This is a genomic window from Bosea sp. BIWAKO-01 (genome assembly GCF_001748145.1).
Classification (GTDB): Bacteria; Pseudomonadota; Alphaproteobacteria; order Rhizobiales; family Beijerinckiaceae; genus Allobosea.
In genome coordinates, this window is the sequence record NZ_BCQA01000001.1 from 673,355 (window position 1) to 686,782 (window position 13,428).

Sequence of the window (13,428 nt, forward strand, 5' to 3'; positions counted from 1 at the left end):
GCGCATGAGCGAGATCACGCTTGCCCCCCTGCCCGTCACCGGGCGCTCACTCTGGCAGGATGCGCGCATCCGCCTGATGCGCAACCGTGCGGCGGTCGCGAGCCTGATCGTGCTGGCGCTGATGACGCTGGCCTGCCTGATCGGCCCGTTGCTGACCGGGCATCCGCATGATCGGGTCTACCAGGACTATGTCCGTGTGCCCGCCAGCATCGAGAGCTATCCCAAGGCCGAGGCGATACCGGCCGCCGTGCAGCGCATCGCCTCGCGCGTCCGGGCAACGGCGGGCGATGTCGCAATAAGCCAGGACGGCGTGCGCCTGACGCTGACGTCACAGCGCCCGATCGATCAGCGGCTTCTCGTCTATTTCGATCGCTCCGATCAGTTCGGAACGCCGAAGATCCTGACCAATGAGGAGGATGGTCGGAGGCTCTCGCTGGAGGTGCCGATCAAGCGGCAGCGCTTCTGGTTCGGCACCGATGCCAATGGCCGCGACCTGCTGACCCGTACGCTGATCGCCGGGCGGGTCTCGCTGGCGATAGGGTTGCTCGCGACGGGTGTCGCGCTCGTGATCGGCGTCAGCTACGGCGCCACGGCGGGCTATCTCGGCGGACGCATCGACATGCTGATGATGCGCATCGTCGACGTGCTCTATTCGCTGCCCTTCATCTTCTTCGTCATCCTGCTGGTCGTCTTCTTCGGCCGGAATTTCATCCTGATGTTCCTCGCCGTCGGCGCGATCGAATGGCTCGACATGGCCCGGATCGTCCGCGGACAGACACTCTCGATCAAGCGACAGGAATATGTGCTGGCAGCCGAGGCGCTCGGCGTCACGACCGGCGGCATCCTGAAGCGCCATGTCATTCCCAACACGCTTGGCCCGGTCATCATCTATGTCACGCTGCTAGTGCCGAAGATCATCCTGCTCGAGAGCTTTCTCTCCTTCCTCGGCCTTGGCGTGCAGGAGCCGATGACGAGCTGGGGCGTGCTGATCTCGGACGGCGCCCGCTCGATCCAGGGCGCTCCCTGGATGCTGATCTTCCCGGCGAGCTTCCTGGTGACCACGCTGTTCGCGCTGAACTTCCTCGGCGATGGCCTGCGCGACGCGCTCGATCCCAGGGATCGCTGAGATGGCGGACGCTCCGATCCTCGACATCCGCGACCTGCGCGTGCGCTTCCGGACCAATGACGGCCTGCTCGATGCGGTGAACGGCGTCGATATCACTGTCGGTGCCGGCGAATTCGTCGCCATCGTCGGCGAATCCGGGTCCGGAAAAAGCCAGACCGTGATGGCCGCGATGGGCCTGCTCGCAGGGAATGGCGAGGCGGAAGGCTCTATCCGCTATCGCGGCACGGAGCTGCTCGGGCTGAAACCCAAGCAACTCAATGCCTATCGCGGCCGGAAGCTCGCGATGATTTTCCAGGAGCCCATGACATCGCTCGATCCGCTGTTCCGGATCGGCAGCCAGATGGCCGCGCCTCTGCGCAAGCACCAGGGATTGTCACGCAGCGCCGCGCGGGCGCGGGCGCTCGAACTCCTGAAACTCGTCCAGATTCCCAGGCCGCAGGAGCGGCTCGATGCCTATCCGCACGAGCTCTCGGGCGGCCAGCGCCAACGCGTCATGATCGCCATGGCGCTGGCCAATGACCCCGATATCCTGATTGCCGACGAACCTACGACGGCGCTCGACGTCACCATCGAGGCCGAGATCCTGGCGCTGATCGCCGATCTCAGAAAGCGGCTCGGCATGGCCGTCATCCTGATCAGCCATGATCTCGGGCTGGTGCGGAAATATGCAGAGCGCGTCTATGTCATGAAGTCCGGCGAGGTGGTGGAGAGCGGAAGCACCGAGGCCCTCTTCGCAGCACCGAGCCATCCCTATACCAGGCTGCTGCTCTCGGCAGAGCCCGCAGGCCAAAAGCAACCTGCGCCGAAGGGCGCCCCGATCCTGCTCGAGGCCCGTGACCTGCGCGTCAGCTACGATCTCGGTCGTGGCTTTCTCAAGCGCAAGAACGCCCTGCTCCACGCCGTCGACGGCGTCGATCTGACCCTGCAGCGCGGCCAGACCATCGGCATCGTCGGGGAGTCTGGCTCGGGAAAGTCGACGCTGGGAAAGGCGCTCCTCAGGCTCGTGCCAGCCAGCGGGCAGATCCGGTTCGAGGACAGGGCGCTGGCGCCGCTCGATCGCGCGCAGATGCGGCCGCTGCGCAAGAGCCTGCAGGTCGTCTTCCAGGACCCGTTCGGCTCGCTCTCGCCGCGGCTGACCGTAGGCGAAATCGTCAGCGAGGGGCTGGTGGTCCACGCGCCCCATCTGACGCGCGCCGAGCGCGACATGCGCGCGGCGCAGGCCCTGGAGGAGGTCTCGCTCGATCCGCGCCTGCGCAACCGCTATCCGCACGAATTCTCGGGCGGCCAGCGCCAACGCATCGCGATCGCGCGGGCCATGATCCTGCACCCGGCGCTGGTCGTGCTGGACGAGCCGACCTCGGCGCTCGATCGGACCGTGCAGAAGAGCATCGTGGCGTTGCTCAAGGACCTTCAGGCCCGCCACGACCTCTCCTATCTCTTCATCAGCCACGACCTCGCCGTGGTCCGCGCCATGGCCGACACGATCATGGTGATGAAGGATGGCAGCGTCGTCGAAAGCGGGCCGACCGAGGCGATTTTCGCCGCGCCGCGCGAAAGCTACACGCAGAGACTGATCGCGGCCGCGTTGAAGGCCTGAGCGGCAGATATCCGGTCCGGCCCGGTGGCCGCGACGATCCTCGTCCCTTCGGTGCGGCAGTGTTGCGCCCGACGCCGATCTGCAAGCCGGCTTTGGCACTCGCCTCCCGCCCGCGCCTCCGCTACCAATGCCGACGTTCCTTCAACCACGAGACCGAAGCCGATGAGCCGTATTGTCTATGTGAATGGTGAGTACCTGCCCGAGGAAGAGGCCAGGATCTCAATTTTCGACCGCGGCTTCATCTTCGGCGACGGCATCTACGAGGTCTCGGCCGTGCTCGGCGGCAAGCTGGTCGACTGCGACGCGCATCTCGCCCGGCTGGAACGCTCCTGCGGTGAAATCCGGCTCGCCCTGCCCTGGTCACGCGCCGAACTGACCGCCATCCATGAGGAGCTGATCAAGCTCAACAATATCGACGAGGGCGGCATCTATCTCCAGGTCTCGCGCGGCGCTGCCGACCGTGACTTCGCCTTCCCGAAGGATGTGGCGCCGACCCTGGTGATGTTCTCGCAGGCCCGCAACCTGAGCGAGGCGCCCGCCGCCAAGACCGGGATCAAGGTCGTCTCCTGCCCGGACCTGCGCTGGGCCCGCCGGGACATCAAGAGCGTCAACCTGCTCGGACCGGTGCTGGCCAAGCAGTTCGCCGCAGAAAGCGGCGCGCAGGAAGCCTGGCTGGTGGAAGACGGCGTCGTCACCGAAGGTGCGTCTTCGACCGCCTGGATCGTCAAGGGCAAGACGCTGATCTCGCGGCCGCTCTCGAACAAGGTCCTGCCGGGCATCACCCGCAAGGCTGTGCTGGCTTTCCTCGCCGAAACCGGCTTCACCTTCGAGGAGCGCACGTTCACGCTGGATGAGGCGCTCGATGCAGAGGAGGCCTTCATCACCTCGGCCAACAGCTTCGTGATGCCGGTGGTCTCGATCGACGGTCACACGATCCATAATGGCGCGCCGGGACCAACCGCGATCCGCCTGCGCGAGATCTATATCGACTTCGCCAGGAAGGGCGGCGTGCTGGGCTGATCGCCCACGCGCTCCCCCGCGACATAGGTCGCGGCGACATTGCGCTCGTCACCCAGGGTGACGAGCGCGAAGAGTTCCTCGGCCAGATCGCGCGCCGTTTCCAGCCGATGCGCCATCGCCCGCGTCGCGCCCGGGTCGAGCACCACGACATCCGCCTCACGGCCAGGCTCGAGCGAGCCGATGAGATGATCGAGCCCCAACGCCACCGCATTGCCGCGCGTGATGGCATGGAGCGCCGCGAAGGCGGAAAGCGATTGGCCCTGCAGCTGCAGCACCTTGTAGGCCTCGGCCATGGTCCGCAGCATCGAGTAGCTGGTGCCGCCGCCGATATCGGTCGCGACCGCAACCCGTACGCCTTCCCGCTTCGCCCGGGCCCAGTCGAACAGGCCTGAACCGAGGAAGAGGTTCGACGTCGGACAGAACACCGCGACGGCTCCGGCCTCGGCAAAGGCACGCCATTCATGCTTGGTCATGTGGATGCAGTGGCCCATCAGGCTCTTGCGGCCGAGCAGGCCATAATCCCGATAGATGCCGGCATAATCATCGGCATCCGGATAGAGCTGGCAGGCCAACGAGATCTCGGCCTGGTTCTCGTTGATATGGGTCTGGACGAAGCAGTCCGGATGTTCCGCGGCGAGCCGCCCGGCGGCCGCCAGTTGCTCCGGCGTCGAGGTCACCGCGAAGCGCGGCGTGATCGCATAGAGCTGGCGTCCCCGGCCGTGCCAGCGCTCGATCAGGGCCTTGCTGTCGGCATAGCTGCTCTCGGCCGTGTCGGTCAGCGCCGCTGGGGCGTTGCGGTCCATCATCACCTTGCCGGCGATCATCCGCGTGTTGCGGCGCTCCGATTCGGCAAAGAAGGCTTCGGCCGATTGACGGTGAACGGAGCAGTAGACGGCTGCCGTGGTGGTGCCGCTCGCCAGCAACTCGTCCAGCAGGAAACGCGTCAGCTTCTCCGGATGTCCCTGCTGCGCCAGCTTCTGCTCCTCGACGAAGGTGTATTTGTTCAGCCACTCCATCAGTTGCGCACCATAGGAGGCGATCACCTGGGTCTGCGGCATGTGCAGATGCGCGTCGATGAAGCCCGGCATGATCAGGTTCGGCCGGTGATCGACGATTTCGGCCCCCTCCGGCAGCGTCGGCAGCAGCTCCGATGCGGCGCCGACGGCCTTGATCAATCCGTCGGCGATGACGACCAGGCCATCCCCGATGAAGCGATGCGCCGCGTCGCCGGACGTCTCGGGATCGCCGACGAACCAGAGCAGGCGGCCACGCAGGGCGCGAAGGCGACGGTCTTCGTTCACGGGCTCGTGCTCCGGCTCAAAATCACGTCATATCTGCACCAAATCAAAGCTTTCGGCCAAGCGTCGAACATGCCTAATCTGGAGGCATGATTTGGATCTGTGAGCGGCCGGGCCGCCATGCGTGAGACAATGCGTTTCCTCTACGGCGATGAGCTGGTCGAGATCGCGTCCTGCGATCCGACCCTGACGCTGCTCGACTGGCTGCGCCTCGAGCGCCGCCGGACCGGCACGAAGGAAGGTTGCGCCGAAGGCGATTGCGGAGCCTGCACCGTCGTCGTCGGGCGGCTCGACGGCGGCCGATTGCGCTATGAGGCGATCAACGCCTGCATCCGCTTCCTGCCGACACTCGATGGCTGCCATCTGCTCACCATCGAACACCTGAAGGGCGCGGACGGACGCCTGCACCCGGTGCAGCAGGCGATGGTCGATTGCCATGGCTCGCAATGCGGCTTCTGCACACCGGGCTTCGTGATGTCGCTCCTTGCGCTCTGGCTTAACGAGCCCGCGCCGGAACTGGGGCGAATCGAGGACGCGCTCGCGGGCAATCTCTGCCGCTGTACCGGCTATGAGCCGATCATCACCGCGGCCCGTCGCCTCTACGAACACACCGACCGGACGCAGGATCGCTTCGCGCTTTCGGCGCCCGGCATTGCCGCCCGGCTGCACGCTTTCGCGGATCAGGAGACGCTGACACTCGCCCATGGCACGCGACGCTTCCTGTCGCCGGCGACAGCCGATGCCCTCGCCGATCTCGTCATCTCCCACCCCGAGGCCGTTCTCGTGGCCGGCGCGACCGATGTCGGCCTCTGGATCACCAAGGGGATGCAGCAACCGCAAACCACCATCTATCTCGGCCGCGTCGAGGACCTGCGTGCAGTCAGGGACGAGGGCGACCATCTGCGCATCGGCGCCATGGCGAACCATATCGATGTCCGCGAGGCACTCGCGGCACTCTCGCCGCAGCTCGACGAGCTGATGCGCCGCTTCGGCGGCGAGCAGGTGCGCAATGCCGGGACGATCGGCGGCAATATCGCCAATGGCTCACCGATCGGCGATCTGCCGCCAGCGCTGATTGCGCTTGGTGCAACCCTGGTGCTGCGGCGCGGCACCGAGCGGCGCGCGCTGCCGCTCGAAGCCTTCTTCCTCGACTATCGCCGCCAGGACCGGAAGCCAGGCGAATTCGTCGAGGCGGTGCTGGTGCCAAAACTGCAGAGTGACGCTCTGTTCCACATTTCGAAGATCTCAAAGCGCTTCGACGAAGATATCTCGGCGGTGTGCGGCGCCTTCCTGCTGCGTCTCGACGAAGCCAATCGGGTGAGCGAGGTACGGCTCGCCTATGGCGGCATGGCCGGTATCCCGAAACGGGCCGCCGCCGCGGAAGCCGCGCTGCTGGGGAGGGATTGGGACGAGGCTGCCATCGCGGCCGCCATCGCCGCCCTGCCCCGGGATTTCACACCGCTGAGCGACATGCGCGCCTCGGCGGCGTACCGGCAGAAGGTGGCCGGCAATCTCCTGCGCCGGTTCCTGATCGAAACGACGGCGCCTGACGTCGACACCCGCGTCGCGGGCCTGCTTGCGGAGGCTGCCCATGGCTGACGCGCGCAAACGGCTTGAGTCCGAGGTCATGGCCGGGCCGCTCGGCCGGACCAGCAATCATGATTCCGCCGCCAAGCATGTCGCGGGTGAAGCCCTCTATATCGACGATATCGCAGAGCCTGCCGGCCTCGCGCATGCCTATCTCGGGCTTTCCCAGGTCGCGCATGGGCGGCTGATATCGCTCGACCTCGCGGCCGTGCGCACGGCACCCGGCGTTCTCACCGTGCTGACGGCCGAGGATATTCCGGGCGCGAACGACATCAGCTCGACGCATCGACATGACGAGCCTGTCTTCACGACGCAGACTATCCTGCATCACGGCCAGCCGCTTTTCGCGGTCGTGGCGGAAACGCGGGATCTGGCGCGCCGCGCCGCCGCGCTGGCCAAGGCCGCCTATGAGGAAGCCGCTCCGCTACTGGATGTCGCAGCGGCCCGCGCGGCCGGCGGCGCGCTTGTCACCGACCCGCTGAAACTGGAGCGCGGCGATGTGGCCGATGCACTTGCTACCAGCCCGCGCCGGCTCAAGGGGTCGATGGAGATCGGCGGGCAGGATCATTTCTATCTGGAGAGCCAGATCGCGCTCGCCATCCCCGGCGAGGACGAAGACATGCAGGTGCTGTCCTCGACGCAGCATCCGAGCGAAGTCCAGCACATGGTCGCGCAGGTGCTCGCCGTCGGTTCCCACGCCGTCACCATCGAGGTGCGGCGCATGGGTGGCGGCTTTGGCGGCAAGGAGACGCAGGCCAATCTCTTCGCCTGCGTCGCCGCGCTCGCTGCCCGCAAGCTGAAGCGCCCGGTCAAGCTCCGGCCCGACCGCGACGACGACATGGTCATCACCGGCAAGCGCCATGATTTCGTGGTCGATTACGAGATCGGTTTCGATGACGAGGGGCATATTCACGCGGTGGACGCGGTCTATGCGGCGCGCTGCGGCTGGAACGCCGATCTCTCGGGCCCGGTCACCGACCGCGCGCTGTTCCATATGGACAATTGCTATTTCTACCCGGCGGTGCGCGGGCGTTCGCAGCCACTGTGGACCAACACCGTTTCGAACACGGCTTTCCGCGGCTTCGGCGGCCCCCAGGGCATGGTCGGGGCGGAACGCTTCATCGAGGAGGTCGCCTTTGCGACTGGGCTCGACCCGCTCGAGATCCGCAGGCGCAATCTCTACGGCGCGGCCGGCCGCGACATTACGCCCTATCACCAGCAGGTCGAGGACAATATCGCCGGCGACGTGATCGCCGAGCTTGAACGGCGCTGCGATTACCGCGAGCGCCAAACGGCGATCCGCGAGGCCAACCGCAAGAGCCCGGTCATCAAACGCGGCATCGCGCTGACCCCGGTCAAGTTCGGGATCTCCTTCACGGCGACCTGGTACAATCAGGCAGGCGCCCTGGTGCATGTCTATACGGACGGCACGGTGGCGCTGAACCATGGCGGCACCGAAATGGGCCAGGGCCTCTATGTGAAGGTGGCGCAGGTCGTGGCGCAGGCTTTCGGGATCGGCCTCGACCAGATCAAGATCACCGCGACGACCACCGGCAAGGTGCCGAACACCTCGGCGACGGCCGCATCCTCCGGCTCCGATCTCAACGGCATGGCCGCGCTCGATGCTTGCGAGACGATCAAGGCACGGCTCGTCGCCTTCGCGTCGAAGCGTTGGGAAGTTTCAGCCGAGGAGATTGCCTTCCTGCCGGGCCGGATCAGGATCGGCACGCAGGAGATGAGTTTCGCCGAATTCGTCGCGGCGGCCTACATGGCCCGCGTCCAGCTTTCGGCGACCGGGTTTTACGCGACGCCGAAGATCCATTGGGATCGCAAGGCAGGGAGTGGCCACCCGTTCTATTATTTCGCCTATGGCGCGGCTGCGGCCGAAGTCGCGATCGACACGCTCACCGGCGAATACAAGGTCGAGCGGGTCGACATCCTGCATGATTGCGGCACCTCGCTGAACCCGGCGATCGACAAGGGGCAGATCGAGGGCGGCTTCGTGCAGGGCATGGGCTGGCTCACCACCGAGGAACTCTGGTGGGACGACAAGGGCCGGCTCAGGACCCATGCGCCCTCGACCTACAAGATCCCCGTCGCCTCCGACCGACCGCGCATCTTCAATGTCGAGCTGCTCGAGAACGCCCCCAATCGCGAGCCGACGATCCACCGCTCCAAGGCGGTCGGAGAGCCGCCGCTGATGCTGGCGATCAGCGTGCTCCACGCCTTGTCGGATGCGGTCGCGAGCGTCGGCGACCATCGCTTCTGTCCCCGTCTTGACGCCCCGGCGACGCCGGAGCGTGTACTCGATGCGGTCGACCGCATGCGGGAGCAGGCACGGGGCGCGGCACCATGACCGGGCTGGCGACTTTCCTCGAAGCCCATCTTGAGCAAGGCGCCATCCTTGTCAGCATCGAGCGCGCCGAAGGATCGACCCCACGCGAAACCGGCGCGACGATGGTCGTCACCGCCGAAGGCAATTCCGGGACGATCGGCGGCGGCCAGCTCGAATTCCACTGCACCGACATCGCCCTTGAGATGCTGGCGAGCGGCGAAAGCTCGCGACGCCTCGATATTCCGCTCGGGCCACAAATGGGTCAGTGCTGCGGCGGCCGGGTCGGTGTCGTGCTGGAGCGGGGCAGGCCGTGCCATCTCGCGGCTCTCCAGGCCGCCGAAGCGGCAAGGCGCGCATCGCAGCCTGCCGTCCTCATCCTCGGCGCCGGCCATACCGGGCGCGCGCTTGCCGAGGCCCTCATGCGCCTGCCGCTGAGCGTCATTCTGATCGACGACCGCGAAGGCCAGATGCACGATCTTCCCGTTGGGGTCGCATGTCAGCGACTGGACGATCCGGTCGAGGCGATCGCATCGGCCCAGCCCGGCACCGCCTTCGTGATCCTCTCCCATAGCCATGCGCTCGACTATCGGCTGACCGAGGCAGCGCTTCTGCGCGGGGATGCCGCCTATGTCGGCATGATAGGCTCGGCGACGAAGCGCGCGCGCTTCGCTGCCAGCTTCCGCCGGCGCCACCCTGCAAGCGATGCCCTGGCGTGCCTGACCTGCCCGATCGGCGGGGATGATGTGGACGACAAGCGCCCCGAGGTCATCGCCGCCTTGACGGCGGCCGAGCTGGTGCGGAGCTTGCTTGCCAAGCAACGGGCTTCCGGGCAAAGCGTGGCGCAGGGCCGACAGGGTCCGGGGAGAAGGGCAGGAGATGACGGCGTCGCCGCATGACAGGACGGATACGCCGCCCCGACTCGTGCTGTCGGGCATCTCCAAGAGCTTTCCCGGCGTGAAAGCCAATGACGACATCAGCTTCAGCGTGAAGCCCGGCGAGATTCACGCTCTGCTGGGCGAGAACGGAGCTGGCAAGTCGACGCTGGTCAAGATCATCTACGGTGTTCAGCAAGCCGACTCGGGCAGCATCTCCTGGGATGGCCAGCCTGTTTCGGTCCCTTCGCCCAAGGCGGCGCGGCGGCTCGGCATCGGCATGGTCTTCCAGCATTTCTCGCTGTTCGACGCGATGACCGTGATCGAGAATATCGCGCTCGGACTCGACGAGGCCGTGGATCGCGAGGAGCTGAAGACCCGCGTCGCCACGGTTCTGCAGAGCTATTCGCTGCCGCTCGATCCCGAGCGCGAGGTCCATACGCTCTCGGTCGGCGAGCGCCAGCGCATCGAGATCGTCCGCTGCCTGCTGCAGAAGCCGAAGCTCTTGATCATGGACGAGCCGACTTCGGTCCTGACACCGCAGGAGGTCGAACGTCTGTTCGAGACCTTGCGGCAGATCGCGTCCGAAGGCTGCTCGATCCTCTACATCAGCCACAAGCTGCACGAGATCAAAGCCTTGTGCGACACCGCCACGATCCTGCGCGCCGGCCGGGTCGTCGCGACCTGCGACCCGCGGCAGGAGACGACACGGCGCATGGCCGAGCTGATGATCGGCGCCGAATTGCGGCAGATCGAGAACGCCCATACCGGCAGGATCGGCAAGCGCCGGCTGATCGTGTCAGGCCTCTCCCTGCCCGGCGAACCGCCTTTCGGCACGAGCTTGCGCGACATCAGTTTCGAGGCGCGGGCCGGCGAGATCCTCGGCATCGCCGGCGTCGCCGGCAACGGCCAGGCCGAACTGCTCGGCGCCCTCTCCGGCGAGCGGCTCGCCGCGGTGCCGAACGCCATCATGCTCGACGGCAAGCCCGTCGGCAGCGAGGGAGCAGGCGAGAGGCGCAGCGCCGGCCTCGCCTGCGTTCCCGAGGAGCGCAACGGGCACGCCGCCGTGCCGGATTTCTCGCTGGCCGAGAATGCCATCCTGACGGCGCGCTACCGGCTGCCACTGGCGCCACGCGGCTTCATCCGCCTCGGAGCGGTTCGGCGCTTCGCCCAGGCTGTCATCGGCCGGTTCGATGTGCGCACCACCGGTCCAGGCTCTCCGGCCCGCTCATTGTCCGGGGGCAATCTGCAGAAATTCATCATGGGCCGCGAGATCGGCCAGGAGCCAGGTGTCCTCGTGGTCTCGCAGCCGACCTGGGGGGTCGACGCGGGCGCCGCAGCGGCGATCAGGCAGGCGCTCGTCGATCTGGCGGCGAAGGGCTCTGCGGTCGTGGTGATCTCGCAGGACCTCGACGAACTGCTCGAACTGGCCGACCGGCTCAGCGTCATCAACGAGGGCCGGCTCTCGCCGCCGCGCCCGGTCGCGGAGCTCGCGATCGACGAGATCGGCCTGATGATGGGCGGCATTCACGGCGCAGCCCAGCCCGAAGGAGCGCCGCTTCATGCTTGAATGGCGCCGCCGCCGCGAACCAAGCCGGGCGATGCTCTATCTGAGCCCGCTGATCGCGATCGCGCTCACCATGGCGACCGGCGCGATGGTCTTCACGGCGATGGGTTATGACGGACTGACGGCGGTCTTCGACTTCTTCCTCGTGCCCTTCCTCGAGCCGCATCGCTGGCCAGATCTCGGCGTCAAGGCGGCGCCGCTGGTGATGATCGCGCTCGGCCTCGCCATCGGCTTTCGCGCCAATGTCTGGAATATCGGCGCCGAGGGCCAGTATATCATGGGCGCCATCGCCGGCACCGGCGTTGCACTCGCCACCTACGAGATGAGCGGCTGGTGGATCCTGCCGGCCATGGCACTTGCCGGCATTCTCGGCGGCATGGCCTGGGCCGCGGTCCCGGCACTGCTGCGCGTCAGGCTTCAGGTCAGCGAAATCCTGACCAGCCTGATGCTGACCTATGTCGCGGTGCAGGTGCTGTATTATCTCGTGCGCGGCCCGTGGAAGGATCCGGACGGCTTCAACTTCCCGCAGACGCGCATGTTCACTGCCGATCAGACGCTGCCCGTCGTCATCCCCGAGACGCTCGTCCATCTCGGCATTCCGCTCGCGCTCGTCATTGCCGTCATTGCCTGGCTCGTGCTGGAAAAGACGACCGCCGGCTATGCGGTGAAGGTTGTCGGGCTCGCACCGGCCGCAGCGCGTCACGGTGGCTTCAGCGCCGAGCGGACGACCTGGGTGACGTTGCTGATCGGCGGCGGGCTTGCGGGTCTCGCCGGCATCTTCGAGGCTGCAGGCCCCTTCAGCCAACTCACCCCGCAATTCCCGGTCGGCTACGGTTTCACCGCCATCATCGTCGCCTTCCTGGGCCGCCTGCATCCGCTGGGCATCGTGCTCGGCGGCGTCGTTCTGGCGGCAACCTATGTCGGCGGCGAAATCGCCCAGACGACCGTGCGCCTGCCGCAGGCCGCGACCGGGATGTTCCAGGCGATGCTGCTGTTCTTCCTGCTCGCGACCGATGTCCTGGTCCGTTATCGCATCGCCTTCAGGGCGAGGCCGGCGAAGGTGCTGCCGCGATGAACAGCATCATCCTGGTCTCGATCATCATGACGCTTGTCGCAGCGTCGACGCCGATCCTGCTTGCGGCGCTCGGCGAGCTCGTCGTCGAGAAGTCGGGCGTGCTCAATCTCGGTGTCGAGGGCATGATGCTGACCGGAGCCGTCGCCGGTTTCGCAGTCGCCTTCAGCACGGGCAGCGTGGCGCTCGGCCTCATCGCCTCCGTGATCGCCGGTATCGGAACCGCGATGATCTTCGCCGTGCTGACGCTCAGCCTGACCGCCAACCAGGTCGCGACGGGCCTGGCGCTGACGATTTTCGGCGTCGGCGCCTCGTCGCTGATCGGTGCCGGCTTTGTCGGCCGTACGATCGATCGTCTGGGCCCCCTGTTTCCCGAAGCGCTTTCCGGCCATCCCTGGCTGCGTGCGCTCTTCGGGCACGACATCATCGTTTATCTCTCGCTTGCCCTGGTTCTCGGCGTGAGCCTCTTCCTGCGCCGGACGCGCGCTGGATTGATCCTGCGGGCGGTTGGTGAGAATGACGCCTCGGCCCATGCCATCGGCTATCCCGTCATTGGCATCCGCTATGCGGCGATCGCCTTCGGCGGCGCGCTGGCGGGCCTCGGCGGCGCCTATTTCTCGCTGGCGCTGACGCCGATGTGGGCTGACCGCCTGACCGCCGGACGCGGCTGGATCGCGCTCGCGCTCGTGGTCTTCTCCGCCTGGAAACCCGGCCGGCTGCTGCTCGGGGCCTATCTCTTCGGCGCGGTGATGACCTTCGAGCTTCAGGCCAAGGCTGCCGGCATCACCTGGCTGGCGCCGGAGGTGCTGGCGATGGCCCCCTATCTTGCGACAATCCTGGTTCTGACGATGATGTCGCTCGGTCGCAAGACGGGCCGGCTCGACGCGCCCGCATGTCTCGGCAAACCCTTCTCGGCGTCCTGACGACGCCGCCAACCCCGTGGGGAGAGTAACC

General features: G+C 66.6%; 10 protein-coding genes. 9 read left to right on the forward strand and 1 reads right to left on the reverse strand.

Annotated features, from left to right (window positions below; genetic code table 11):
• The first annotated feature begins 4 nt into the window (after positions 1–4).
• From BIWAKO_RS03100 to BIWAKO_RS03110, 3 genes are all read left to right on the forward strand, one after another.
• Entirely contained in the window at positions 5–1,126 is a 1,122-nt protein-coding gene (locus tag BIWAKO_RS03100; protein WP_069877296.1) for an ABC transporter permease subunit, read from the forward strand.
• A gap of 1 nt (position 1,127) precedes the next feature.
• The gene (locus tag BIWAKO_RS03105) at positions 1,128–2,723 is read left to right on the forward strand and encodes an ABC transporter ATP-binding protein (protein ID WP_069882118.1); all 1,596 of its coding nucleotides are present in this window, start codon (positions 1,128–1,130) and stop codon (positions 2,721–2,723) included.
• Between the two features lie 162 nt (positions 2,724–2,885).
• Positions 2,886–3,743 carry a D-amino-acid transaminase gene (locus BIWAKO_RS03110; RefSeq protein WP_069877297.1) on the forward strand — a complete coding sequence of 286 codons (858 nt, stop codon included), beginning with the start codon at positions 2,886–2,888 and terminating at the stop codon, positions 3,741–3,743.
• Here the strand turns inward: BIWAKO_RS03110 and guaD are convergent.
• A complete protein-coding gene (gene guaD / locus BIWAKO_RS03115) occupies positions 3,704–5,044 on the reverse strand; it encodes a guanine deaminase (RefSeq protein ID WP_069877298.1) in 1,341 nt (446 codons plus the stop codon). The two genes, BIWAKO_RS03110 and guaD, sit on opposite strands and share 40 nt — an antisense overlap.
• Before the next feature lie 117 nt (positions 5,045–5,161).
• Between guaD and xdhA the strand changes: the two genes are divergently transcribed.
• The 6 genes from xdhA to BIWAKO_RS03145 are packed head-to-tail and all read left to right on the forward strand — an operon-like array spanning position 5,162 to position 13,397.
• Positions 5,162–6,640 carry a xanthine dehydrogenase small subunit gene (gene xdhA / locus BIWAKO_RS03120; RefSeq protein WP_069877299.1) on the forward strand — a complete coding sequence of 493 codons (1,479 nt, stop codon included), beginning with the start codon at positions 5,162–5,164 and terminating at the stop codon, positions 6,638–6,640.
• On the forward strand, positions 6,633–8,984 hold the full coding sequence (gene xdhB / locus BIWAKO_RS03125) for a xanthine dehydrogenase molybdopterin binding subunit (protein WP_069877300.1): 2,352 nt from the start codon (positions 6,633–6,635) through the stop codon (positions 8,982–8,984). Before xdhA ends, xdhB begins: the two co-directional genes overlap by 8 nt.
• The gene (xdhC, locus tag BIWAKO_RS03130) at positions 8,981–9,859 is read left to right on the forward strand and encodes a xanthine dehydrogenase accessory protein XdhC (protein WP_069877301.1); all 879 of its coding nucleotides are present in this window, start codon (positions 8,981–8,983) and stop codon (positions 9,857–9,859) included. The genes xdhB and xdhC overlap by 4 nt, the downstream gene beginning before the upstream one ends.
• Positions 9,840–11,405 carry an ABC transporter ATP-binding protein gene (locus BIWAKO_RS03135; protein ID WP_069877302.1) on the forward strand — a complete coding sequence of 522 codons (1,566 nt, stop codon included), beginning with the start codon at positions 9,840–9,842 and terminating at the stop codon, positions 11,403–11,405. The genes xdhC and BIWAKO_RS03135 overlap by 20 nt, the downstream gene beginning before the upstream one ends.
• Positions 11,398–12,477, forward strand: coding sequence for an ABC transporter permease (locus tag BIWAKO_RS03140; RefSeq protein ID WP_069877303.1), 1,080 nt, complete (start codon positions 11,398–11,400; stop codon positions 12,475–12,477). Before BIWAKO_RS03135 ends, BIWAKO_RS03140 begins: the two co-directional genes overlap by 8 nt.
• Positions 12,474–13,397 carry an ABC transporter permease gene (locus BIWAKO_RS03145; protein ID WP_069877304.1) on the forward strand — a complete coding sequence of 308 codons (924 nt, stop codon included), beginning with the start codon at positions 12,474–12,476 and terminating at the stop codon, positions 13,395–13,397. Before BIWAKO_RS03140 ends, BIWAKO_RS03145 begins: the two co-directional genes overlap by 4 nt.
• The last annotated feature ends 31 nt before the right edge of the window (positions 13,398–13,428 follow it).